Source organism: Clostridium bowmanii (assembly GCF_018861315.1).
Lineage (GTDB): Bacteria > Bacillota > Clostridia > Clostridiales > Clostridiaceae > Clostridium_AD > Clostridium_AD bowmanii.
Genome location: NZ_JAHLDL010000038.1, coordinates 1 through 24,489, shown reverse-complemented (window position 1 = coordinate 24,489; position 24,489 = coordinate 1). Strand labels below are relative to the sequence as shown.

Sequence of the window (24,489 nt, the reverse complement as noted above, 5' to 3'; positions counted from 1 at the left end):
AGTTTATGAGAGCAGTAGTACAAAGAGTTAAATCATCAAAAGTTGAAATAGATGGTAAATTATGGTCCGAAATAGGCTTTGGGCTAAATATTCTCCTTGGGATCTGCCAGGAAGACACAGAGGAGGACGTAAAATACCTAGTGGATAAAATTTTAAACCTGAGGATATTTGAAGAAGATGAAAAAATGAATAAGTCCCTAATAGACGTAGGTGGAGAATTGCTTGTGGTTTCTCAATTTACACTATATGGAGATTGTAGAAAAGGCAGAAGACCGAGTTTTATGAGAGCCCTTGGTGGAGAGGAAGCCCAAATATTATATTTAGATTTTGTTAAACAGTGTAGTAAAGTATTAGGTGAAGTTAAAACTGGAGATTTTGGTGCAGATATGGAAGTATTCATACAAAATGATGGACCAGTAACTTTACTTTTAGAGAGTAAAAGAGACTTCTAGGAGGAATTAGATGGAAATCAAAAAACTTGTTACAGGAATATACGGTTCCAACTGTTATATTATAATGGATAATAATACTAAAGAAGCTATAGTGTTAGACCCAGGTGGAGATGTAGATGATATTGCTAAGGCTATAAGGGCCATGGGCGCACTAGTTAAGTATATACTTTTGACTCATGGACATATGGATCATACAACTGGAGTGGCACAGTTAAAAAACATAACAAATGCAATTGTATGTATAAATAAAAAAGATGATGATTTAATAATTCAGGGTGAATATTTGTTTGGACCTCTTATTGAAGGCGGGGCAGATAAATTAATAAGTCAGGGAGATATAATAAAAATTTCAGGTTTAGAATTTACTTGTATTGATACACCTGGACATACACCTGGTGGTATGTGCTTTTTAGTAGGAAACTGTGTTTTTACTGGAGACACTCTTTTTGCAGGTTCTATTGGAAGAACAGATTTTGCTGGAGGAGATTTTAATAGTATAATTACTAGTATTAAAACAAAGCTTTTAGGCCTTCCAGAAGGCACCATAGTGTATCCTGGCCATGGACCATGTAGCACAATAAATAATGAAAGATTAAATAATCCTTTTTTACAAAATTAAATTAGTTTTTTTAGCACTCTGTATTTTATAAATTATGTTTTATTAAGGAGTTATAATGATAAATGTAAAATTAAATAATAAGGAATTTAATTATGATGTATATCAAATCATAAATTTATTCTTTCTATTTCCTGATATTAAATTTGTAGAAGAAAATTACGATTATAATATTGAGGTAAAGGAAGATGTAATAGTTATACAAAAGGGCTCTGAAAGTTATGAGTACATAATTAATAAGTCATATAAACGTAAGGAAGAAGTTAAAAAAGCTGTTTTTTTATATTTCTCAAAACATACAACTGATGAGCTACCTTGGGGTACACTAATAGGAATTAGGCCTTCTAAAAAAGCACTTGAGTTACTACAAGCTGGACTTTCTGAGGAGGCCATTATAGCAGAATTTAAAGAGAAACATGTTACAAGAGAAGATAAGGCGCAACTTTGTATTGATGTTGCAAAGTTTGAAAAAAATATTGTTAATACAAAAAAGGACAATATAAGTGTTTATATTGGAATGCCATTTTGTCCTACACGTTGTTTATACTGTTCTTTTGCATCTAATCCAATAGAAAAGTGCAAGGACATAGTGGAACCTTACCTCCAATCATTGGCTCATGAGATTAAAGAAGTAAGCAGTTACATTCAAGAAAAGAAGCTAAAGATTGAATGCGTCTATTTTGGAGGGGGTACTCCTACTTCTGTAAATGACGAGCAATTTGAATTTATAATGAAGTGTATTTATGAAGGGTTTACTGAAAAAAATAATGTGAAAGAATTTACAGTAGAATGTGGAAGACCTGATAGCATTACTTATAAAAAATTGAGTACTATGAAAAAGTATGGAGTACATAGAATAAGCATTAATCCTCAAACTATGAATGATGATACCTTGAAATTAATTGGAAGAACACATTCCGTAGGAGATGTTACTGAAAAATTTACTATGGCGAGAGAACTCGGGTTTGACAATATAAATATGGATCTAATAGTAGGGCTTCCAGGTGAGAAAATAACACATATAATAAAAACATGTGAAAAAATATTAGAGCTTAAACCTGACAGTATTACAATTCATGGATTGTCTATAAAAAGAGCATCAAAGCTTCATGAAAAAATGCTTAATAATTATAGGTTTGAAGTTCCTGGTCAAGAAGAATTAAATAAAATGTATGAGTATACTGTTGAACTGTCTAAAAAACTTCATATGAAGCCTTATTATATGTACAGACAGAAAAATATGGTGGGTAACATGGAGAATATTGGATACACAAGACCTGGTTACGAGGGAATTTATAATATTCAAATGATTGAAGAAAAGCAGACAGTTATTGCACTGGGTGCGGATGCGGTCTGTAAAGTTGTATTTCTAGATGAAAACAGGCATGAAAGATTTGCAAATATCAAAGATGTTAGAGAATACATAAAAAGGTTAGATGAGATGATTCAAAAGAAAATAGAATTGCTAGAAACATTATATGGTAGCGATGCAAATGAGTTAAGCGATTAGTAGAGGAGGGATAAAATGGATATTCAAGCACCTAAGGGTACTAAAGATATATTGCCTGAAAATATATATAAATGGCAGTATGTAGAAAATCTATTTAGAAAATTATGTTCTGTGTATGGATGTAGAGAGATTAGAACACCTATGTTTGAACAGACTGAACTGTTTAAAAGAGGAGTAGGAGAAACTACAGACGTGGTTCAAAAGGAAATGTACACTTTTGAAGATAAGGGTGGAAGAAGTATTACACTAAAACCAGAAGGTACAGCACCTGCTGTAAGAGCATTTATAGAAAATGGTTTATTTAATGAGGTGCAACCTACAAAGTTATATTATTTTACACCTTGTTTTAGGTATGAAAAAATGCAAAAGGGAAGATTTAGGGAGCATCATCAGTTTGGAGTTGAAGTTTGTGGTTCAAAGGAAGCTTCTATTGATGCTGAGGTAATTAGTCTTGTTATGAGGGTATATAAAGAAGTTGGAATAGAGGGTGTTCAATTAAAAATTAACAGTATGGGATGCCCTAGTTGTAGAAAAAAATATAATGAAGCGCTAACAGAATTTTTAGCAGATAAATATGAGCAGCTTTGTGAAACTTGCAAGAGTAGATTTGAGAAAAATCCATTAAGAATTTTAGATTGTAAAGTTAACAGTTGTAAGGAAATAGTTAAGGGGGCTCCGATTATATCGGATTACATTTGTGAAGACTGTTCTACTCACTTTGAAAGCCTTAAAAAATACCTGAAAGTTATGGCAATAGAATTTGACGTTGATCCATTAATAGTAAGGGGACTTGATTATTACACCAAGACTGTATTTGAAGTACTTGACAAAAATGGTCTTGCACTCTGCGGTGGTGGAAGATATGATAATTTGATTAAACAAATAGGCGGACCAGATGTTCCAGCTATGGGTTTTGGTATGGGAATTGAGAGACTATTAATGTCTCTAGAAGAAAATGATATAGAAATACCTAAAGAAAAGTATATGGAGCTATATGTTGGATCTATGAACGCGGAATCTAAATATGAAGCTATTAAAATTGTAAATTCTCTTCGAGAAAAGGGGATAAAATGTGAATGCGACCATATGGGGAAAAGTGTAAAGGCTCAAATGAAATATGCTAATAAGATCGAAGCCTACTTTACAATTATTTTAGGTGAAGATGAAGTTCAAAGTAGAACTGCTAAGATAAAAAGAATGTCTGATGGACAGCAGTTTGAAATTAAATTAGATAACTTACAAGAAATTATTAATATAGTTAAGGCTTAATTTTTAGTCCTTAATTGTTAAGAGAGGAAGTAAATAAAATGGCAGAAGCATTAGATGGTTTAAAGAGAACCAATATGTGTGGGGATCTTCGTGAAACACATATATCGAACAAAGAAACAGTAATGGGTTGGGTTCAAACAAAAAGAAATTTAGGAGGACTTGTTTTTATCGATTTAAGAGATAGAACAGGTCTAATTCAATTAGTATTTGGAGAAGAAATAAACAAAGAAGCCTTTGAAAAGGCAGATTTGGTGAAACCAGAGTACTGCATTGCAGTAACTGGTGAAATAATCAAAAGACAATCTCCTAATGATAATATGCCAACTGGGCAAGTGGAACTTAAGGGAGTAAATATAAAGATATTATCTGAATCAGAAACTCCACCTATATATATAAAAGAAGATTTAGATGCATCAGAAAATGTACGTCTGAAATATAGGTACCTTGATTTAAGAAGACCGGATATGCAGAGAATACTTATGACGCGATCTAAAACAACTAAGGTAATTCGTGACTTTTTAGATGAAAATGGTTTTTTAGAAATAGAAACACCAATGCTTACAAAAAGTACTCCAGAAGGAGCTCGTGATTATTTAGTTCCAAGCAGAAACTATCCTGGCAACTTCTATGCACTTCCACAATCACCACAATTGTTTAAACAATTATTAATGGTTTCTGGATATGATAAGTACTTCCAAATAGCAAGATGTTTTAGAGATGAAGATTTAAGATCCAATAGACAACCAGAGTTTACACAAGTAGATATAGAAATGTCTTTTGTGGAACAAGATGATGTTATAGCAGTAAATGAAGCACTAATTAAAAAAGTATTTAAAGAAGTTATAAATGAAGAAGTTGTGCTTCCGCTAAAAAGAATAAAATACAAAGAAGCTATGGATAAATATGGATCAGATAAACCAGATTTAAGATTTGGAATGGAAATAGTGGATATTACGCAGGAGACACGGGACAACGAATTTGTTGTATTTAAAAATGCCATAGACAATGGTGGGTCAGTAAGAGCTATAAAAATCATCGGCTGCGCAGATATGGGTAGAAAAAAATTAGACAAATTAGGTGAGTTTGTTAAAACCTACAAAGCAAAAGGTCTTGCTTATATTGCTTATAAAGAAGAGGGGATTAAATCACCTATTTCTAAGTTCTTAAACGATGTGCAAATGAAAGCTATATTAGATAAGGTAGACGCAAAAGCTGGAGATTTAGTACTTATTGTTGCAGATAAGGATAACGTTGTGCTACAGTCTTTAGGTGCTTTAAGATTACAGGTGGCTAAAGATCTTGAGATTTTAAAAGATAATAAGGAATTTAACTTTGTATGGGTTACAGAGTTTCCATTATTTGATTACAGTGAAGAAGAGAATAGATATATTGCCGCACACCATCCCTTCACAATGCCAATGGATGAAGATTTACAGTATCTAGAGTCAGAGCCAGGTAGAGTCAGGGCAAAAGCTTACGATATGGTGTTAAACGGAGAGGAATTAGGTGGAGGAAGTATAAGAATACATGATTCTAGCCTACAAGAAACTATGTTTAAAGTTTTAGGATTTACGCAGGAGAAAGCATGGGAAAGATTTGGATTCTTACTTGAAGCATTCAAATTCGGACCACCACCACATGGCGGACTTGCTTTTGGCCTAGATAGAATAATTATGTTCTTAGCAGGAACAGAAAACATTAAAGATGTAATAGCTTTCCCTAAAAATCAAAATGCTTTCTGTCCAATGACCCAAGCACCCAATATGGTTGATGACAAGCAGCTTGAGGAACTTGGCATCGAAAAGAGGGCCATAAAGAATTAACACAATAAGAGAATATAGTTAAGTAAAAGTAGCATAATATAAAATATTATGCTACTTTTACGTCCATAATTTTTGAATATATAAAATTTCTAAATAAATCTGGTAATTTAATCGCACATCTATTGATTTGTAATAATTCTGATGATATAATTATAAACAGTACCTATACCGGGTATAATGAATGAAGATGAAATTTGTATTAAATTAAAATAGTTTCACTATATTATATATAGGAGTGATAAAATGACAAAGGAAAAAGATAAAACAATGAATGATGAGCTAGTTAGAGACATTCAAGTGAGACTAAGAAAAATTGAAGGACAGGTAAAAGGTATTGAAAAGATGGTGACTAGCGAAGTTTGCTGTAAGAACATATTGGTTCAAGTTGCTGCAGCTCGTGCCGCTATGAGTAAAGTTGGCGGGCTTGTTTTAGAGAGATATACTAAAAACTGTCTTTTACATGAAGATGACCCAATTGAAGAAGAAAAAATTCAAGAGCTAGTGTCAACTTTTCTTATGTTTTTAAAATAAAAAAAGTATATATTACGCGTATTGCAATACGATTAATGCATTCACTTCGCTAAGAACTACTAATTTTATTTTTAATTAATCTGCTAAAAAATATAAACTCGCTTCCCCTTAGTATTCCTTATGGGCACACAACAATTTTCAATTGTTGTGTCGCTCAAACATATATTTTTCTGAACGTAGATCAATTAAAAATAAAATAAGAAGTTCTAAAGCTCGCTTCAATGCATTATACGTAATATATACTTTTTTTTGCGTATAAAAATATTTGTTACAAATTTTACTTCTTCATTTTTTTGAAAATCGTACTTATGGAAGATACAAAAACTATTCCAATTGCAATAGCACCTGCACTAAATAGGGTTTCAACACCTTTGGATAGGGATGCATCAAAATTGCCCTTTACTGCCTCAAGTGTGGCATAATACATTCCACCACCTGGAACAAGTGGTATAATTGCACAAATTATAAAAATTGTCACAGGACTCTTATAAAGTCTTGCCATTATTTCTGAATAGATACTACCTATCATGGAAGCAACAAATAACGAAAAAATTAAGGATGGTTGTATTTTTGCGAAAAGAAGATAAGTAAACCAGGTAAGCCCACCTCCAAGCGATGCGATAATTAAGTTTTTACCTCTTATATTAAATAGTACTCCAAAACCTAGAGAACTTAAGAAAGCATAAAATGAATTAAGAATCATATTAAACTACCTCCAAATAACAATACCCATATTTTAAAAATTATACTTGTGCCTGCAGCTATAGCAATGGCAACAAATAGTGCTTCTATTGACCGTGATACACCAGAAACTAAATCACCAGCAATAGTATCACGTATTGCGTTTGTTATAGAAATACCAGGCACCAGTATCATTATAGATCCTATTATTATAGTGTTCATATTACCGACTAGTCCTAAAGCAGCTGCAAGAAGAGCTACAGTTGCTGCCAATGCACCACCAAGCATGTTTTTCAGAAAACCATTTACCTCCAAATCATCTAAATGTACACCTAAATAATTTATAAGAGCTCCAATTATAAAGGCTACAAAGAAATCTTTATAATTTCCACCAAAAACCAAGGTGAAAAATCCTGAAGAGACAGCAGCAAAAAATGTTGTTGTGTTTATAGAATAAGGTGGAATATTATTAATATATTTAAGTTCTTTTCTTATCTCTTCCATGGATAGTGGCTTCAAAACAATTTGTCTAGATAAATTGTTGATCATAGCAACTTTACGAAGATTAACTGTTCGACTATTTATTCTTCTAACTAATGAAATGGTCTTATTTTCACTATTAGTTATAGAAACCATAATGCCAGTGGGGGTTACAAAACTTTCAGTGTGTGGTATTCCATAGGAATTACAGATCATAGTGATTGTCTGCTCAACCCTATAAGTTTCTCCGCCATTTTCTAATATAATTTTACCAGCTTCCGTAGCTACATGGATAATATCATCAATATACATTGGGTCTCCTTTCAGTATTAAACTAATTTTAGATTTTATAGCAATTTTTAATCGTAAATATTAAATTACGTGTATTATATAATAATAAATTAGCACTATCATTATATACCATAAACCTAATAAACTATTATTATTTAGAAAATTGAATTATTTGTTATTTTTTGTAGTGAAAATATCATACATAGATATAGTAATATGCTATAAAGTATTTTAAAATTCTTATATCTGGTTTATTTCTCATATAATTCAGAACATTTTGGGAAATTTTCATCTTTAGGTTGATTAATAAGCTATTAAATTTTATAATGAATATAGAATATATATTTTTAGAAGATTAGCAGCAAGCTTGCTGATTAATTTATACTATGAGAGGAAGGCGCAACTATGATGGATTATTTAAAAAGCAGTGATTCTAAAGTTTACGATATTATTGAAGAGGAGAATGCAAGACAAGAGGATCATATTGAACTAATTGCTTCAGAAAATTTTGTTAGTAAGGCAGTAATGGAAGCAAATGGCTCTATATTAACTAATAAATATGCAGAAGGTTACCCTGGTAAAAGGTATTATGGCGGTTGTGAAGTAGTTGATAAAGTAGAAAATTTGGCACGCGATAGAATGAAAGAGCTTTTTGGTGCTGAACATGTCAATGTGCAACCTCATTCAGGTTCTCAAGCAAATATGGCTGTATACTTTTCTGTACTAAAACCAGGAGATACAGTACTAGGTATGAATTTGAGTCATGGTGGACATTTAACTCATGGAAGTAAAGTGAATTTTTCAGGAATTTTATATAATTTCATTCCTTATGGAGTTAATCTAGAAACAGAGACAATAGATTATGAAGAGGTAAGGATACTTGCTAAAGAGCATCATCCTAAAATGATAGTTATAGGTGCCAGTGCTTACCCAAGAGCAATAGATTTTGTTAAATTTAGAGAAATCTGCGATGAAGTTGGCGCATATATGTTTGTAGATATGGCTCATATAGCAGGGCTTGTAGCAACAGGAGCACATGAGTCGCCAGTTCCTTATGCTGATTTTGTTACCACTACTACTCATAAAACACTAAGAGGACCTAGAGGTGGAGCAATTATATGTAAAGAGAAATATGCAAAACAAATAGACAAGTCTATTTTCCCAGGTATGCAAGGTGGACCATTAATGCAGACTATAGCTGCTAAAGCAGTTTGCTTTGGAGAAGCTTTAAAACCAGAATTCAAAGTTTATATAGAACAAGTAGTTAAAAATGCAAAAGTACTTGGAGAGGAACTTCTAAAATATGATTTTAAATTAGTATCTGGTGGAACAGATAATCATCTTTTACTTATAGAATTAACAAATAAAAATATAACTGGAAAAGAAGCTGAAAAGTTATTGGATCTTGTTGGTATTACTGTAAATAAAAATACTGTACCAAATGAAACACTAAGTCCATTTGTTACAAGTGGTATAAGAATTGGAACACCTGCTGTAACTACAAGAGGCTTTAAAGAAGCAGAAATGAAAATAATAGCTGCACTTATGAATGAAACTATAGAAAATAGAGAAGGAAATTTAGAAAAAATTAGAGAAAAGGTAGTTAAATTATGTAGTAAATTCCCTTTATATTAAGGTAATAGTAATTCACTAGGGCATCCTTATAAAATAGACATTAAAAAATAGCATTGGCCTAGCCGATGTTATTTTTTTAAGTTAAAAATTTTTAAGTTGACTAACTGACTAAAAAAGAAATATACAATTTCAATGTGATATAATCATTATAAAAAGTAAATACTGCATTGGGGGCTTATATGAATACAAAAATTCCAAACGCAGAAAAAATATTAGAATGTCTATTAGAAAATTTGGAGGAAGGGATTCAAGTAGTAGATAGTGATGGCAAAACTATATATTATAATAGTGTCATGGGAAAAGTAGAAGGTGTACATTCTAGTGAAGTTTTAGGAAAAAAGGTTAGTGAATATCTTGAGGATGTAAAAGACGATGATTCTACACTTATGAATGTATTAAAGAGTGGTGAGAAGATTGTAGGCTTAATACAACATTATGGAAATGGATATAAGAAAAAAGTCACTACTATAAATACTACTGTGCCTGTAACCTTAGACAATAAAGTTATAGCGGTGATCGAAATAGCTAAGGACATGACTCAGTTAAAAGAACTAACTGAAAGCATTTGTAAATTGCAAAACCTAGATAAAAAGCTAAATAGACATTACACGTTTAAGGATATATATGGTGACAATCTTATTATGAAAACTGCTATTGAAAAAGCAAAAAAAGCTAGTATGTCAAGTTCCTCAGTATTAGTATATGCAGAAACTGGCTCAGGGAAAGAAGTGTTTTCTCAAAGCATTCATTATGACGGATTAAGAAAAGATAAGCCTTTCATACCCATAAATTGTGCAGCTATTCCTGCACTACTTCTAGAGGGAATGCTTTTTGGTACAGAGAAGGGTGGTTTTACAGGGGCAGAGAATAAAAAAGGATTATTTGAACAAGCAAATCATGGAACTATTTTATTGGATGAAGTTAATTCACTGGAGCCTTATCTTCAATCTAAACTTTTAAGAGTACTTCAAGAGGGGTATATAACACCTATTGGAGGTACTAAAAGTATAGATATTGATGTAAGGATAATAGCTACCTTAAATGAAGAACCAGAGAAACTTATTGAAAGTGGAAAATTACGAAAAGATTTTTATTATAGATTATGTGTGCTGAGAATAAATATACCTCCATTAAGAGAGAGAAAAGATGATATTCCTATATTTGTAGAGGAGCTAATTGAAAAATACAATAAAGTTTTTTGTAAAAATATAAGAGGTATTGATGAAGTTATGATGAGAAAACTTCAAGAATACAATTGGCCTGGTAATATAAGAGAGCTGACAAATGTTATTGAAGCTGCAATAAATATGGCAGATTATAATTCTATTTTAACAGAAGACTATTTTGATTTTAGAATAGCATATGAAAATATTAATAATGTATCAAACATTATTAAAAATAAAGAAGCCAATTTTGATTTGGAAAGTTATATGAGTGATATTGAAAAGACAATAATAGAAAAAATATTAAAAAAGAATAATAATAATGTTAGTAAAGCAGCTAGAGAACTTAGTATTTCAAGACAAAATCTTCAATATAAGATTAAGATCCATAAAATAATAGGAGAATATTAAAATAGGCAAGATATTTTGCTGTTGGTGCAAAATATCTTGCATGTATAGCAATCTAAGCAATCTGGCACATAGGCAAAAATTACCAATTATGTTTACTGTTTATTTTAAAAAAATATGCAGAATATTTTGCGAATGAGAAACACATGTATTTAAGCAGTGGCTTAGATACATGTGTTTTCTATTTGGCACAGAAATTGCTCTATATAAATAAAATACTTTCAATAATAATTTTGAATTTGGGAGGCAAAAATCATGATAAAAAAAGGCACCTGGGTTGAAATAGAAGAAATCGTTTTAGCACCAGAAGATAGAGCTACCAATATACCAGATGAAACTAAGAAAACCCCTCTTAAAAGCTGGACACGTGGAAGGTGCCTTAGTGATTGTGAACTTGGAGATCAGGTTAAAGTTGAAACTAATATAGGTAGAATTGATAGCGGCAAAATTGTGGATATAGAGCCAGGATATTATCATACCTATGGTAAATATGTTGAAGAGATAAGTAATATAGGTAAACAAGCTAGAGAAATAATAAAAAATTAAGTTATGAGGTTAGTTTTAAGAGGAGGTTGTTAATGGTGAATAAATATGAAGAACTTATGGAACGTAAGAATGAAATAATTCTTAAATCTATAGGGATAGATTATAGTAAATACGAAACTGGAAAGCTTTCATTCAATTATGAGGGATTGATGAAAGATGTTGGATATTGCTTAGACGAAGTTAAAGAAATTCAAAGTGAGGTAGGGGTAGGAAATACTCCACTACTGGAATTGAAAAACATTACAAAGCTGGCTAGAAAAACTTCTAAAACTGGACACGCAGCTAGAATATTTGTAAAGGATGAAAGCTGTAACCCCTCTGGAAGTTTTAAAGATAGAAGAGCGTCTATATCTGTATATGATGCAATGAGGAGAGGGTACAAAGGTGTAGGGGCAGCTACTTCAGGTAATTATGGAGCAGCCGTTGCTTCTCAAGCAAACATAAGGGGTCTTAAATGTATAATAGCCAACGAATGTTATGATTCAAGAAAAATAGGACAGCCTGAAATATTAGAAAAAGGAAGAAAGTGTGAGGGACTTGGAGCAGAAGTTATTAGGCTTTCAGTAGGTCCTGAATTGTTTTATACTTATCTAAAAATACTCGAAGATACGGGCTATTATAATGCATCCTTATATTCCTCTTATGGTGTAGCCGGTATTGAAACACTAGGCTATGAAATAGCTGAGCAGTGTAGAGAAAAATTCGGTAAAGATCCTGAGGCAGTGATTATAACTCATGCAGGCGGTGGAAATGTTACTGGTACTGCAAGAGGACTTATTAAGGCGGGTGCTGATAAAACAAAAATAATAGGGGCCTCAGTTGATCTTTCCGGTCTCCATATGGCTTCAGATATAGACTTCAACAAGAAATCGTTTACAACAGGACATACAGGCTTTGGCATTCCCTTTATGACGTATCCAGATAGATCAGATGTACCTAGAAGTGCAGCAAGGCCTCTAAGATATTTGGATAGGTATGTAACTACTACCCAAGGTGAAGTATTTTGGATGACTGAAATATTAGCTGCACTTGAAGGACTAGAAAGAGGCCCAGCTGGAAATACCTCCCTTGTAGCAGCATTTGCGATTGCTCAGGAGTATGAGGACGATGCCATAATAGTTGTGCAAGAGACTGAATATACGGGAGCTGGAAAACATTTAATACCTCAACTTAATTTTGCTAAAGATAATGGAATTAAGGTTTATGTTGGTAATCCAAAAGAGCAAGTTCCGGGCGAAAATATAGTAATTCCATCTCATCCATCAATAGTTGCAGTAACAGATGTGGATATGGAAGGGTTAAAAAATTCCTATATAAAAAACAGTGTTAACAAATTGATAGATAATAAATTAGAAAAGGTTGATATTAAGTTTTTATCACTAGAAACAAAACTGAGCAATGAAAAAATAGTTAAAATATTAGAGGGGCTCAAGGTTGAAATCTGTTAATTTTGGTAATATCCTAAGTTTCAAATATGGTAGGGGGAATATAATTTATGAAAAGAGAAGATGATTTTGAGAAAAGAAGAGAACATTTAAAAGGACTTACAGAGCAGCAATTATATGATAGATTTTGGAGCTTAACTCAGCAAATTGTAAAACCTATTGTTGATTTGGCTTATACCAATACATCTCCAGCTATTGAGAGGTCAGTAGTACTCAGAATGGGATTTTCAAGTTTAGAGGCAAAACCATTAATTGATTATGCTACAAAGTACAATTTACTTTCCAAAGGTGTTGGAAATGTTATTTTAACGTACGCAAAGCTAAAGGATATGGATTATATTAAAGCTGGAGAGGAATTGTCAAAAGGAATAGGCTGGGATATCATCTCAGAAAAAATGAAGGGAAGTGACAAGTAATGGTTGAAAGGTTAGAAGAAAACGTAAAGCTTAATGTAGAAGAAATATTAAAAGACTTAGATAAGTATGAACCAAAATGGAGAGGCTGGCACTGGAGAGAAGAGAACAAAGAAGGAAAAGTAGGCGAATTTACTTATCATGAAATATCAGCTCCCTTAAAGAAAAGTCAGGGACTTCCAGCAGCAAGAAGTTTTGAAGGTATAGATCCACAACCAAGACCTGTTATTACCACAGAAATAGCTTCAGGAAGATTCGAAGATGATATACGAAGAATGAGAATGGCAGCCTGGCATGGTGCGGATCATTTGATGGTTATAAGGACTATGGGACAAAGTCACTTTGATGGATTACTTGAAGGAAGCCCAGAAGGTATAGGTGGCGTTCCAATAACTAGAAAAGAGGTTAGAGCAACAAGAAAAGCTATAGATTTAATAGAAGAAGAAGTAGGAAGAAAAATTAATTTTCATTCCTATGTATCTGGTGTGGCAGGCCCCGATGTAGCAGTTATGTTCGCAGAAGAAGGTGTTAATGGAGCTCATCAAGATCCACAATACAATGTGCTTTATAGAAATATTAATATGTATAGATCCTTTGTAGATGCAGCAGTTGCAAAAGGGGTAATGTCCTGGGCAAATATACTTCAAATAGATGGTGCACATAATGCGAATGCAACAGCTATGAAGGGCTATAAGGTAATGCCAGAGCTTATGGTGCAACATGCTATAAATTCTTGTTTTTCAGAAATGGTAGGAATGAAACCAGAAAACATTGCACTATCTACTGTACCACCAACTTCAGCACCAGCTCCTTGTATGAGATATGATTTGCCATATGCAGTGGCACTTAGACATTTGTTTAAAAAGTACAAAATGAGAGCACAGATGAACACAAAATATGTAGAATCTTGTGAAAGAGAAGCTACAGTTGGTCATACATTGAATTTGTTAATTTCACAATTAACTTCAGTGGATATTCAAAGTACTATAACTCCTGATGAAGGACGTAATGTTCCATGGCATTATAATAATATTCATGCTATAAATACTGCAAAACAGTCCTTTTTAGGTATGGATGGTCTAATGGATATGATAGAACTTAAGAAGACCGGATATCTTCCTGAAAAGGCTAGGGAACTAGAAGAAAGAGCCATATTGTTCCTTGAAGAAATGATAGAAGTAGGTGGATATTTTAAATCAGTTGATGCAGGCTTCTTTATAGATTCAGGCGAGTATCCAGAAAGAAATGATGATGGTATTGCAAGAAAGATGAATGGCGGAGATTCTGTTGACACAATAGTTTTAAGAGACAGTGATTATTTCGCACCAGTTTGTGGTCATTTTGGATTTAATAATGTTCCAACTGAATATAAAAAAACTTGTGATCCTATAGAGGAATGTACCTTATGCAACCATTCAAAAATTCAATATATTGATGAATTAGATGAAAATGATAATGTATTTAAGAGAATGGAAAAAGTTAAAGAGGATGGCACTATCATTCCTGAAGTTCAATGGGCAAAAGATGGATATGTAAAAATAACTCTATTTATTCCAGAAAATGAACAGATTGCTGAAGCAGCAGCTCTTGAAATGGGTAAAAGAATGAACTTAATAAATGTTGAAGTTCTTCATAAACAAGTTTTACAAAAGGCTGAAGGCTGTCTTGTAGAAATTAAAGGTATTTGTGATTTTACTCCTGTAAAACGAGATGAATTAGTACTTCCCAAAAGAAGAAAAGTGTTATCAAATCAAGTTATGAAAGATTACGTAAAAGAGCATCCAATAAAAGTTGCCGCAGCTACTGTAGGGGAAGACGAACATTCAGTAGGACTAAGAGAGGTTATAGATATAAAACATGGTGGTATTGAAAGATTTGGTATAGAAGCACTTTATCTTGGAACTTCCTGCCCAATAGAAAAACTAGTAGATGCGGCTATAGAATCAAATGCTAAGGCAATATTATGTAGTACAATAATTTCTCATAATGATGTGCATATAAAGAACATGAGAAAGCTTAGCGATCTTTGCATTGAAAAAGGCGTAAGAGATAAAATTATACTTATTTCTGGAGGTACACAAGTAACAGATGATATAGCTAAAGCAAACGGCATGGACGTAGGCTTTGGTCGTGGGTCAAATGGTACATCTGTTGCATCTTTTATAATTAAAAGGTTAATGGGCATTCCTGATATAGAAGAAGAATAAGAAGTGCAAAAGGGAGGAAATTCACTTGAATGTAGATTATCTAGTTGCTGAAATAGGTAGCACCACTACTTTAGTTACAGCCTTTAACTCATCCTACGACACTAATGGTCAGGTTGTTGTAAATATACCGTTTCAAGGTAAAAGTTGTACTACGGTGTTAGATGGAGATGTAACTATAGGCCTAAAAAATGCAGTAAAAGATATAGAAGATCAAATTGGAGAATCACTTACTTGGAATAGGATGTTAGCAACCTCAAGTGCGGCAGGGGGGCTTCGAATAACAGTTCATGGGCTAATGCAGCAAATGACTGTTAAAGCTGCTAGGGAAGCCGCTCTGGGTGCTGGTGGCATCATAAAAATGGCTACTGCTGGCAAAATGAGAAAAAGTGATTTAAAGAGAATTCATGAAATAAACCCTAACATGATAATGATTGCTGGGGGAACAGATTATGGTGAAAGAGAAACAGCTCTTTATAATGCAGAACTTATTAGCGCTGAAAAATTTAACATCCCAATTGTATATTGTGGAAATATTGAAAATCAGGAAGAAATAAAAGATATATTTTTCGGGCAAGAGCTTTATACCATTGATAATGTTTATCCAATGGTAGATACCTTAAATGTGGAACCAGCAAGAAAAATAATACAAGAAGCCTTTGAAAAAAATATAGTAAAGGCACCAGGAATGAATAAAATAAAAGAAATGGTAAATGGGAGCATAATGCCAACTCCAGGAGCAGTTATGGAAAGTTCAAAAGTTTTATACGATATCATAGGTGATTTGGTGGTTTTTGATGTAGGCGGCGCTACCACAGATGTGCATTCTGTCACTGAGGGAAGTAGCGTAGTTTTAGATATGCTTGTAAATCCTGAACCAAAGGCTAAAAGGACTGTAGAAGGAGATCTCGGAGTTTTTATTAACAGTAAAAACGTTATTGATTTACTAGATTTAAGGGACTTAGGGGGACTTACTAAAGAGCACATAACTAAGCACATAAAACCAATTCCCAAAGAGGTAGAGGATATAAATGCAAGTAGTTTACTAACCCAAAAATCACTAGATGTTGCAATAAGTAGGCATGTAGGAGTTATAAAAAGAAAATATGATGGCGAAAGCGGTTTTGTAGCCTATGGTAAGGATTTATCTGAGGTTAAATATATAATAGGCACTGGTGGTGCACTTACAAGGCTTCCAAAAGGTGAAATTATGCTCCAAGGAATAAGATACTTAAAGGATGAGGTTACAATGCTACCTAAAAAAGGTGCTAAAGTGCTACTCGACAAAAACTATATTATGGCCTCTGCAGGAGTTTTAAGTAGAGAAAATAAAGAAGTTGCCAGGGCCTTATTAATTCAAAGTTTAGATATAACTAAGGATATGGAAATTGATGAAGTCAGCATCTGTTTAGAAAAAGGAGCCTAACCATATGAAAAAAAATTTATTGATTAATTATTTATCTAAAATATAAAAATTATTTAGGAGGAAAATATTATGAAAAACAAGATAAGAGTTGTAGTTTGGGGATTGGGCGTAATGGGTAGTGGTATTGCAACAATGGTACTTAGTAAAGCGGGATTTACTATTGTAGGTGCTATTGACATGGATCCTAGTAAAGTAGGGAAAAAGCTTTATGAAGTATTAGGTGTAAAGGCTAATGAAGATAATTCTTGCATAGTTACAAGAAATGCTGAAGATGTTATAAAGAAGGGTTATGCAGATGTTTGTCTTATGGCTACAGCCTCCTTTACAAAGGTTGTATTCCCATTAATAAAAATGGCAGCAGAGGCTGGTATGGATATCGTAACAACAGCTGAGGAAATGTCCTATCCAAGAGCACTAGACCCAGAATTATCAGATGAAATGGATAGAATCGCTAAAGAAAATAAGATTTCCATATTAGGAACTGGAGTAAATCCTGGATTCATCATGGATCTAGTTGCAATAATGCTTACAGGAGTTTCTGATACCGTTAATAGCATAAAGGCTACTAGAGTTAATGACCTTGCATGCTTTGGAAAAGCGGTTATGGTTGAGCAAGGTATAGGACTCAAAAAGGGTGAATTTATACAAGGAGTTAATGACAATACAATAGATGGACACGTTGGATTTTTACAATCCTTTGGGATGTTTGAAGAAGCCTTTAATATTAAGCTAAATAATATTAGACAAGAAAAATCACCAATTCTTACTACTATTCCACGCAGCACGGATATTGTCACCGTAAAAGCAGGAGACGTTGCTGGATGTAGGCAATTAGGATATGCAAATTTAGGGGATAAATTGTTTATAACAATGGAGCATCCTCAACAAATAAAACCTGAAATGGAGAACACTGATACTGGAGATTATATAACTATTAATGGAGTACCAAACTTAAACCTTCAAATAAAACCAGAAATACCAGGAGGAATTGCTACAATAGCTATATGTGTTAATATGATTCCACTTGTAATGAATTCAGAACCAGGCCTCAAAACAATGCTGGATTTACCAGTTCCAAGAGCTATAATCGGAGATGTTAGGGATTTAATAAAGGTCAGAAAGTAATAGTGAAAAACATAAAAGTTATCATATGGGGACTTGGTGAAATGGGAACCGGTATTGGTAAAATGATACTCACTAAAGTGGGGATTGAAATTGTAGGTGCCTTAGAAAAGGCGCCTTCAAAACTAGGTAAAGATTTAGGAGAAATCTTAAATCATGAAAATTTAGGAGTAATTGTTAGTGACGATGCAGAGACTTTAATGAAGGAAATAAAAGCAGATATAGTTATAGTTGCAATAGATTCATTTGTTAAAAGTGTATATCCAGCAATAAAGCTGGTAGTAGAGAGTGGCAAAAACTGTATTACTATTGCAGAAGAAATGGCTTATCCCTACATTGTTGAAAAAGAATTATCAGAGGAAATGAACAGACTGGCAAAGAAAAATAATGTAACAATTTTAGGTACAGGGGTTAATCCAGGATTTGTTTTAGACACATTAATTATCAGCTTGTCTGCTGCTTGTAGAAGTGTAGATTCCATTAGAGCAGAAAGGATAAGTGATCTATCTCCTTTTGGTCCCGTTGTTATGAGCACTCATGGTGTAGGTTTATCTCCAGAAGAATTTGAGGCTGGAATTGAAAAGGGATGTATAGTTGGTCACATAGGCTTTGCGCAATCTATTCCAATGATTGCAATTACCTTAGGGTTAGATTATGACGAAATAACCGAAACACACGACCCAATAATATCAAATACTTATAGAGAAACTCCCTATGTTAAGGTTGAACCAGGTATGGTAGCTGGGTGTAATCACATTGCGGTTGCTACAAGAAAGGGAAAACCAATTATAACATTGGAACATCTACAACAAATACACCCAGAATGTGAAGCAGTAGATACCGGTGATTATATAGACATAAAAGGGGATACAGATATTCATTTAGCAATAAAACCTGAAACCCCTGGTGGAATAGGAACTATAGCTATGGCTGTAAACATGATTCCTCAAGTTATTTCTAGTAGATCAGGACTTAAAACAATGATGGAACTTCCAATTCCTCATAATATAGAAAATAGTTTTGTAGAGCAAGTTAATTATTACAAATAACACCGAGATTTATGACGGTGTTTTTTTGGGGCCTTTTTGTTTCATTCTTTTTATTTCCGGATGTCTAATGAGAAATAGTATAAACCAACTTGTTAATATTAAGCCTTTTAAAATACTACTAATGCTTATGCTCCACCATACACCACTCAGTTCTAGAAAGGTTGACAAGAAAAGTGCTCCTGGAATTCTCATAGCATTTAGAATAATGCCTACTACTGAAGGCGGCATTGTCCTTCCAAGGCCGTTAAAGGCTCCAGCAGTTGTTATTTCTATGCACATAAAAAGCTGGGAAATTCCAAGAATTCGCAAATAAATTATTCCATCTTTTATTACTGATTTTTCTGAGATGAAGATAGAAAAAATAGGTCCAGGTAAGAATATTAGAAGGCAGGATGTTATTGTTCCGAAAATCATAATAATACCCAGCGATGTAAAATACCCCTTATATATTCTGTCCCACTTTTTTGCTCCGAAATTTTGACCTACAAAGGCACTTAATGCAGTTTGAAAACCTCCGGCTGTCATCCATGATATTGATTCAATTTGTGAACCTACACTTTGCACAGCAATGGGAGTTGATCCCCATCTAGTAAGTATCCTTGCTATTGTCATTGCTATAAAAGTAAATACACCACTTTGCACCGCAACAGGCAGGCCGAACTTAACAATTTTACCTATATGCTTCCAATCTGGTTTTTGCAAAAAATTAAGCCCTTGAAAATAATCTGTTTTTTTTGTGATTACAAATATAAATACGATGGTTACTACAAACTGAGCAAATATTGTTGCAACAGCTGCTCCAGGAACTCCCATTCTAGGAAATGGTCCAAGACCAAATATTAAAATAGGATCTAGTATTATATTAACCATAAGCCCAACTGTGTTTATTCTAAAAGGTGTATGGCTGTCTCCATGACCATTGAATATCGCTGTAAGTACAGGTGGTAAAAAGAAAAATACCATTCCTACAGAAATTATAGCAAGATAATTAACTGCCATACTAACAATATCATTACCTGCAATATTAAAAAAACCTATAAGTTGTCTTCTAAAGATTAACATTGTAGCACCATACAAAATGGCAAAAACTAAAATCATCTGTATGGAATGTCGTATATAAATCTCGGTCTCTTTTGCATCTTTCCTTCCTACAGATTGGGAGACTCCAACCGCCGCTCCTATTTGTGGAATTGTAATAAAAGCAAAAGCAAACCAAGTGAAAAAGCCAGCGGTACCTACTGCAGTAACAGATCTCGAACCTAATCGGCCGACCCATAGCATATCTGTAAGACTATAAGCTGTTTGTATTAGTGATGTTCCCATGATAGGCAGAGCTAGAATTATAAGCTTTTTCAAAATATTTCCTTCAGTTAAATCTATTTTCATTAAGTACTCCTCCAACTTTGTTTTCTTTTGTGTAAATACCTCTTACATACTCTTGTATTTTATAGAGGTGAACATATTTAAAAACGAGCTTAAATATGCTACTATCATAATTCTACTTCCAATCATTGTTTTCCTTCAAATTATGTGGAAAAAGATTCAGATAGCTATTTTGCCTAAAGCAATTGCATGTCTAATTGGTGGAATACTAACATTCTTTAGTTTTGTTTTCATGATAACAAAATACAGGAATGATTATATTTTTTATTTTGTATTGATTGTAACCATTATAATTATTTTATTACCTGCAATTTTTGAAATAAGAAGATATAATAGGAAAAAGAGTTCATAGTATTCATATATGACGCAACTATAAGGTGTTACATTTTTATTTTTAGGGGGGAGTAAATTTGAAAAAATCAGACATTATTAAAAAATTTAAAAAAATAAAAAAACCGAAATTAGCAGGTGCTATTATATGTATAATTGTTATTTTCAATGCTTCATGTGTTACACCACACGGGGCATTAAGAACTCACTTATTTATTAGTGGTCCTCCTATTATAGCTTTTATAACACCAATAAATGATGATGAATTACATAATAGGGTAGATAGTGAATTTCTTAAAACTGAAAATGCTCATTGTTATGAATTAGGTAGACCTCCTTATCATCAAGCCACAGGCACTTCTCAACAAAGTTATATAGTTAAGAAAAGAGGATTTTTCTATTTCGCAAAATACTATGGGGAGGCATAAGTTTTATAATTAATTTGTAATGGTCTTAAGGATTGAATGAAGTGTGGCTTAGAGTTAGTGCTACGTTGTATAATATGGCGTAAATAAATTAGCATAAGAGAGTGAAGGATATGACATTATAAAGCAAAATATATTTTCTACTTTATTCCTAACTCGTAACCTTTAATATGCTAATATAAATTTTTGGTGGGTAAAGTAAAAATGCCTAAATTAGAGAGCGGAAATATAGTTTTTATGTTAAATGATTGAATAAATGAATCGATACAATGTATAATTAAATAAGGACAACAACGGTCTAATTTTAAAAAGAAATAAATTTAATGTGAGGAGAGGTAAAATGAAAAAAATAGTATATATTTTATTATTAGTTTCACTTATGTCATTGTCATTATTAGGGTGCTCGAAAAAGGATTCTAACCTTATTACAAAGGAACAATATAAAACAGAAAACAAGTTAAACGACAGTGTAGTCACAAGAGAAATTGATATAAGCAAGAATAAAAATTTAGAGTTTAAAAAGGAAATTAATAATTTAACAAAAATAAATGGAGTATATGGTTATGATAATGAATCATATGGTTTGTTTTCCAATAATGAAAATAAAAAAATAATATTTTTTAATGGAATAGATGGATTTTATAGTGATGTTAATTTTTCTATAGAAAATAGGGTACTTACCATTAGTTATAAATATAATACAGAAAAAGGTTTGAACAAAAAATCTTTATTCGTGGTAGATGACAGTAATAAAGATAAAAGTTATGATAAGGTTGATTTATATAAGGATGGTAAGCAAGATGCTTATGTAACCATATATTAAAAAGGACTATTTCATCAAAATATTCTGTCTTGGCCACAATACTAAAATAAATTTAATCTGAAGCAGAGAAAGGAAGGAATTATATGAAAGTAGATGGTTTCAGCTTCTATAAGCGAATTTTGATAACACAGTCATTAAGTATACTTTTGGCAGTTATATCAAATTTTCATAATCGAATACTGATAAAACGAGATTGGGTGCTCGATAATCAGACACTATTTTATATGCGGATTATTCTGTTTGTAATAATTTTTTCAGTAATAATCCTGAGATATATGGATGGCAGATGGATAAATGTACTTTTAATTTCTATACCTTATATAGTTTATTGGTTAATAGTTCTTGCAATTGGCTCAAAAATATTTCCTGCTCATACCGACTCTGAGGATTATGGGGGTGCACTAATACTTGCATTTGTCAGTGTTGCTCAATGGATAAGTATTGTAATTGGAAGTATTGTTGGAACATATATAAAGAAAAGGACCCTTAGCCATAATAAATAAGTCGCAATTCTCATATAATATTCATCTATCGCAAAACTACGATTGATAAAAAATCGTATTTAATTACGAACCAATAGTTGAACAAAGTTAAATATTTTAAAGCAGATTATTTTTAGAGGGGTGATATTATGGTAAACATTCTTGCAGTTGCAGGTCCAAATTCAAAATATAAGTTACCCTATGCTCAGCCTGCTGGATTTTGGGCTGGTTTATGGCATGGATTAATAGTACCTATTACATTTTTAGTATGCATATTTAACCCTAATGTACGAATTTATGAAACTAATAACAGAGGTCGTCTATATGATTTGGGATTTATAATTGGGGCTTCGAGTTCAATTGGAGGAAGTAGTTCTAGAGCGGGGCAATAGATTTCTGTTACGGAACATTCGTATAGTAGACTAAAGTGTAGCAACATTAATATAATATGGAGGATTAGAATATGAAAAAAACATGTAATCAATGCCAGACCGAAATGATAGAGAATTACAAAGTTGAATCTTTTGGTGGAATTACAATTTCAAAAAAGGTAAGTTTTTTCTAAATACTACGTATGGTACACCCAAAGCAGCAGTTTGCCCTAATTGTGGCTGTGTAATCTTTTATATTGATAACTATAAAGACGTAGTTAAGTAACCACATAAAATGGTGGGGATTTTGGGTTGGTGTTAAATCGCAGCTTTCTAAAATTTTGAGTTAATCGTAAATCTATGATTAAGTGCCGAATCAATTAAGAAAGTAGGTGAAAACGTGAGAGCAACAAATAATGCTCCAACATTGGAAAACTATAATATCATATTGCGTCAACCAATAAAAAGGGATATTGATATTCGTATAAAGTTAGGACAAAATATGGAATGTGTTAAGATGTGTGGTGGAAACATTAGTAAACTTGGCAAATTCACTATGGAGGATGCTATTAAATGGTATGAAAGAATAATTCAACATCCTTGTAAATGGGTTATAGAGTACAAAGGTAACTGTATTGGAGTAGTTGGACTTCGACCATATAAAGACGATAATAAAGCAAAGTTCTCTATCGAGATTTATGACAATAGTGTCTATAGTTTTGGGATTGGAACAAAAGTTACTAAAATGGTCTTAAATTATGCCTTTGAAGCTTTAGAATATCACAAAATATATTTACGAGTTTTAGATTATAATGCAAGAGCAATAAAATGTTATGAAAAATGTGGATTTATTAAAGAAGGTGTAGACAGAGAAGGTGCATTAATTAACGGTACTTATTGTAGTGATGTCTATATGGGAATTATTAAGCCTGATTATATTTCTTTAGTAAAATAAATATGTTCTTAAATATTAATAATTTGTATTTTTCTTATTAAGGGAGTAGAGTGTTCTTGATTCAGGTAAACAGAATATTATAAAAACATAAAAAAGAAGAAACCCTTATGGCATAAAGGTTTCTTTTGTTGTAACAGTAGTTTCAAGCACATTATTAGTTAAAACTCACACTTATTTGATGCTATATTTTTATCATTATAATTTATTTTTAGACTACTTCCATTTTGTAAATTAACTTTAATTGCTATATTTCCTTTGGATTCATTACATTCTTGAAATCCTGTAATATATTTTTTTGATTTTTTACTTTTTAATTTTAAATAATCTTGAAATAATTTTTCATGTTTAAACATTTTTAATACCATCCTTTATCCATTTTGGAATCTGATTTTATTGAATTATTTATATCCACGGTTAATATTATAACACATATGTACAATATTATACATCGTAAGACAATTTATACAGAGCTGAAGCATGATTTATTTTAAAATCATTGATTTTATCTTAAATCACCAATTACTGGTATTATTTATAATTTATAGGATTTCTTTTTCAAATATTCTTAACAAAATATTCTAATGTGTATTATTATTTTTATCTTTTAGTAAAAAAACAAACCACAAAAAGGCCCTCAAAAGAGTGCTATAATCATT

Annotated in this window: 24 protein-coding genes; 20 read left to right on the top strand and 4 right to left on the bottom strand. The window is 32.4% G+C overall.

Annotated features, from left to right (window positions below; all coding sequences use genetic code 11):
• Positions 1-5 precede the first annotated feature (5 nt).
• From dtd to KPL51_RS19420, 6 genes are all read left to right on the top strand, one after another.
• Positions 6-452 carry a D-aminoacyl-tRNA deacylase gene (gene dtd / locus KPL51_RS19445; RefSeq protein ID WP_216165280.1) on the top strand — a complete coding sequence of 149 codons (447 nt, stop codon included), beginning with the start codon at positions 6-8 and terminating at the stop codon, positions 450-452.
• A 10-nt stretch (positions 453-462) separates the two neighbouring features.
• Positions 463-1,071: an MBL fold metallo-hydrolase gene (locus KPL51_RS19440; protein ID WP_216165277.1), complete on the top strand. Its 609-nt coding sequence runs from the start codon at positions 463-465 to the stop codon at positions 1,069-1,071.
• 52 nt (positions 1,072-1,123) lie between these two features.
• Positions 1,124-2,578, top strand: coding sequence for a coproporphyrinogen III oxidase (locus tag KPL51_RS19435; protein ID WP_216165341.1), 1,455 nt, complete (start codon positions 1,124-1,126; stop codon positions 2,576-2,578).
• Between the two features lie 15 nt (positions 2,579-2,593).
• Entirely contained in the window at positions 2,594-3,847 is a 1,254-nt protein-coding gene (hisS, locus tag KPL51_RS19430; RefSeq protein WP_216165274.1) for a histidine--tRNA ligase, read from the top strand.
• A gap of 38 nt (positions 3,848-3,885) precedes the next feature.
• Positions 3,886-5,670, top strand: coding sequence for an aspartate--tRNA ligase (gene aspS / locus KPL51_RS19425; protein WP_216165271.1), 1,785 nt, complete (start codon positions 3,886-3,888; stop codon positions 5,668-5,670).
• 243 nt (positions 5,671-5,913) lie between these two features.
• The gene (locus tag KPL51_RS19420) at positions 5,914-6,201 is read left to right on the top strand and encodes a metal-sensitive transcriptional regulator (protein ID WP_224854561.1); all 288 of its coding nucleotides are present in this window, start codon (positions 5,914-5,916) and stop codon (positions 6,199-6,201) included.
• Positions 6,202-6,478: 277 nt separating this feature from the next.
• Here the strand turns inward: KPL51_RS19420 and KPL51_RS19415 are convergent, their stop codons facing one another.
• Positions 6,479-6,904 (bottom strand): threonine/serine exporter family protein, encoded by a 426-nt coding sequence (locus tag KPL51_RS19415; protein WP_216165268.1) that lies wholly within the window; start codon positions 6,902-6,904, stop codon positions 6,479-6,481.
• On the bottom strand, positions 6,901-7,674 hold the full coding sequence (locus KPL51_RS19410; protein WP_216165265.1) for a threonine/serine exporter family protein: 774 nt from the start codon (positions 7,672-7,674) through the stop codon (positions 6,901-6,903). The genes KPL51_RS19415 and KPL51_RS19410 overlap by 4 nt, the downstream gene beginning before the upstream one ends.
• Positions 7,675-8,061: 387 nt before the next feature.
• On the opposite strand from KPL51_RS19410, the gene glyA reads away from it, so the two are divergent.
• The 9 genes from glyA to ord (KPL51_RS19365) all read left to right on the top strand — a co-directional run bounded on the left by glyA (position 8,062) and on the right by ord (KPL51_RS19365) (position 19,064).
• Complete coding sequence (gene glyA / locus KPL51_RS19405) at positions 8,062-9,288, top strand: serine hydroxymethyltransferase (RefSeq protein ID WP_216165335.1); 1,227 nt, start codon at positions 8,062-8,064, stop codon at positions 9,286-9,288.
• 179 nt (positions 9,289-9,467) lie between these two features.
• On the top strand, positions 9,468-10,862 hold the full coding sequence (locus KPL51_RS19400; protein ID WP_216165261.1) for a sigma-54 interaction domain-containing protein: 1,395 nt from the start codon (positions 9,468-9,470) through the stop codon (positions 10,860-10,862).
• A 252-nt stretch (positions 10,863-11,114) separates the two neighbouring features.
• Positions 11,115-11,405: a 2-amino-4-oxopentanoate thiolase subunit OrtA gene (gene ortA, locus KPL51_RS19395; RefSeq protein ID WP_216165258.1), complete on the top strand. Its 291-nt coding sequence runs from the start codon at positions 11,115-11,117 to the stop codon at positions 11,403-11,405.
• Between the two features lie 32 nt (positions 11,406-11,437).
• On the top strand, positions 11,438-12,853 hold the full coding sequence (ortB, locus tag KPL51_RS19390) for a 2-amino-4-oxopentanoate thiolase subunit OrtB (protein ID WP_216165255.1): 1,416 nt from the start codon (positions 11,438-11,440) through the stop codon (positions 12,851-12,853).
• A 47-nt stretch (positions 12,854-12,900) separates the two neighbouring features.
• On the top strand, positions 12,901-13,266 hold the full coding sequence (locus KPL51_RS19385) for an ornithine aminomutase subunit alpha (RefSeq protein WP_216165252.1): 366 nt from the start codon (positions 12,901-12,903) through the stop codon (positions 13,264-13,266).
• The gene (gene oraE, locus KPL51_RS19380; protein ID WP_216165249.1) at positions 13,266-15,470 is read left to right on the top strand and encodes a D-ornithine 4,5-aminomutase subunit OraE; all 2,205 of its coding nucleotides are present in this window, start codon (positions 13,266-13,268) and stop codon (positions 15,468-15,470) included. The genes KPL51_RS19385 and oraE overlap by 1 nt, the downstream gene beginning before the upstream one ends.
• Positions 15,471-15,495: 25 nt before the next feature.
• The gene (locus KPL51_RS19375; RefSeq protein WP_216165246.1) at positions 15,496-16,893 is read left to right on the top strand and encodes a GlmL-related ornithine degradation protein; all 1,398 of its coding nucleotides are present in this window, start codon (positions 15,496-15,498) and stop codon (positions 16,891-16,893) included.
• A 69-nt stretch (positions 16,894-16,962) separates the two neighbouring features.
• Positions 16,963-18,018, top strand: a complete 1,056-nt coding sequence (gene ord / locus KPL51_RS19370; RefSeq protein ID WP_216165242.1) for a 2,4-diaminopentanoate dehydrogenase — start codon at positions 16,963-16,965, stop codon at positions 18,016-18,018.
• A gap of 2 nt (positions 18,019-18,020) precedes the next feature.
• Positions 18,021-19,064 (top strand): 2,4-diaminopentanoate dehydrogenase, encoded by a 1,044-nt coding sequence (gene ord, locus KPL51_RS19365; protein ID WP_216165239.1) that lies wholly within the window; start codon positions 18,021-18,023, stop codon positions 19,062-19,064.
• A 9-nt stretch (positions 19,065-19,073) separates the two neighbouring features.
• Here the strand turns inward: ord (KPL51_RS19365) and KPL51_RS19360 are convergent, their stop codons facing one another.
• Entirely contained in the window at positions 19,074-20,450 is a 1,377-nt protein-coding gene (locus tag KPL51_RS19360; RefSeq protein ID WP_216165235.1) for an MATE family efflux transporter, read from the bottom strand.
• A 407-nt stretch (positions 20,451-20,857) separates the two neighbouring features.
• On the opposite strand from KPL51_RS19360, the gene KPL51_RS19355 reads away from it, so the two are divergent.
• The 5 genes from KPL51_RS19355 (at position 20,858) to KPL51_RS19330 (ending at position 23,833) form a co-directional block, all read left to right on the top strand.
• Positions 20,858-21,205, top strand: a complete 348-nt coding sequence (locus KPL51_RS19355; RefSeq protein ID WP_216165232.1) for a YjcN family protein — start codon at positions 20,858-20,860, stop codon at positions 21,203-21,205.
• A 337-nt stretch (positions 21,206-21,542) separates the two neighbouring features.
• Positions 21,543-22,025, top strand: coding sequence for a hypothetical protein (locus tag KPL51_RS19350; protein WP_216165229.1), 483 nt, complete (start codon positions 21,543-21,545; stop codon positions 22,023-22,025).
• Positions 22,026-22,108: 83 nt separating this feature from the next.
• On the top strand, positions 22,109-22,528 hold the full coding sequence (locus tag KPL51_RS19345; RefSeq protein ID WP_216165226.1) for a hypothetical protein: 420 nt from the start codon (positions 22,109-22,111) through the stop codon (positions 22,526-22,528).
• Between the two features lie 128 nt (positions 22,529-22,656).
• Entirely contained in the window at positions 22,657-22,899 is a 243-nt protein-coding gene (locus tag KPL51_RS19340) for a hypothetical protein (RefSeq protein ID WP_216165223.1), read from the top strand.
• Positions 22,900-23,278: 379 nt separating this feature from the next.
• Positions 23,279-23,833, top strand: coding sequence for a GNAT family N-acetyltransferase (locus KPL51_RS19330; protein ID WP_216165220.1), 555 nt, complete (start codon positions 23,279-23,281; stop codon positions 23,831-23,833).
• Between the two features lie 158 nt (positions 23,834-23,991).
• Here KPL51_RS19330 and KPL51_RS19325 read toward each other — a convergent pair whose 3' ends face one another.
• Positions 23,992-24,186 carry a hypothetical protein gene (locus KPL51_RS19325; RefSeq protein WP_216165217.1) on the bottom strand — a complete coding sequence of 65 codons (195 nt, stop codon included), beginning with the start codon at positions 24,184-24,186 and terminating at the stop codon, positions 23,992-23,994.
• Positions 24,187-24,489: the final 303 nt, after the last annotated feature.

Bases quoted from the DNA above. Each gene is read 5' to 3' on its own strand.
- aspS (WP_216165271.1), top strand. From the start codon at position 3,886: ATGGCAGAAGCATTAGATGGTTTAAAGAGAACCAATATGTGTGGGGAT.
- ortA (WP_216165258.1), top strand. From the start codon at position 11,115: ATGATAAAAAAAGGCACCTGGGTTGAAATAGAAGAAATCGTTTTAGCA.
- KPL51_RS19385 (WP_216165252.1), top strand. From the start codon at position 12,901: ATGAAAAGAGAAGATGATTTTGAGAAAAGAAGAGAACATTTAAAAGGA.
- KPL51_RS19415 (WP_216165268.1), bottom strand. From the start codon at position 6,904: ATGATTCTTAATTCATTTTATGCTTTCTTAAGTTCTCTAGGTTTTGGA.
- dtd (WP_216165280.1), top strand. From the start codon at position 6: ATGAGAGCAGTAGTACAAAGAGTTAAATCATCAAAAGTTGAAATAGAT.
- KPL51_RS19345 (WP_216165226.1), top strand. From the start codon at position 22,109: ATGAAAGTAGATGGTTTCAGCTTCTATAAGCGAATTTTGATAACACAG.
- KPL51_RS19410 (WP_216165265.1), bottom strand. From the start codon at position 7,674: ATGTATATTGATGATATTATCCATGTAGCTACGGAAGCTGGTAAAATT.
- glyA (WP_216165335.1), top strand. From the start codon at position 8,062: ATGGATTATTTAAAAAGCAGTGATTCTAAAGTTTACGATATTATTGAA.
- KPL51_RS19340 (WP_216165223.1), top strand. From the start codon at position 22,657: ATGGTAAACATTCTTGCAGTTGCAGGTCCAAATTCAAAATATAAGTTA.
- KPL51_RS19350 (WP_216165229.1), top strand. From the start codon at position 21,543: ATGAAAAAAATAGTATATATTTTATTATTAGTTTCACTTATGTCATTG.
- KPL51_RS19325 (WP_216165217.1), bottom strand. From the start codon at position 24,186: ATGTTTAAACATGAAAAATTATTTCAAGATTATTTAAAATTAAAAAGT.
- hisS (WP_216165274.1), top strand. From the start codon at position 2,594: ATGGATATTCAAGCACCTAAGGGTACTAAAGATATATTGCCTGAAAAT.
- KPL51_RS19420 (WP_224854561.1), top strand. From the start codon at position 5,914: ATGACAAAGGAAAAAGATAAAACAATGAATGATGAGCTAGTTAGAGAC.
- KPL51_RS19360 (WP_216165235.1), bottom strand. From the start codon at position 20,450: ATGAAAATAGATTTAACTGAAGGAAATATTTTGAAAAAGCTTATAATT.
- ortB (WP_216165255.1), top strand. From the start codon at position 11,438: ATGGTGAATAAATATGAAGAACTTATGGAACGTAAGAATGAAATAATT.
- KPL51_RS19400 (WP_216165261.1), top strand. From the start codon at position 9,468: ATGAATACAAAAATTCCAAACGCAGAAAAAATATTAGAATGTCTATTA.
- oraE (WP_216165249.1), top strand. From the start codon at position 13,266: ATGGTTGAAAGGTTAGAAGAAAACGTAAAGCTTAATGTAGAAGAAATA.
- ord (WP_216165242.1), top strand. From the start codon at position 16,963: ATGAAAAACAAGATAAGAGTTGTAGTTTGGGGATTGGGCGTAATGGGT.
- KPL51_RS19440 (WP_216165277.1), top strand. From the start codon at position 463: ATGGAAATCAAAAAACTTGTTACAGGAATATACGGTTCCAACTGTTAT.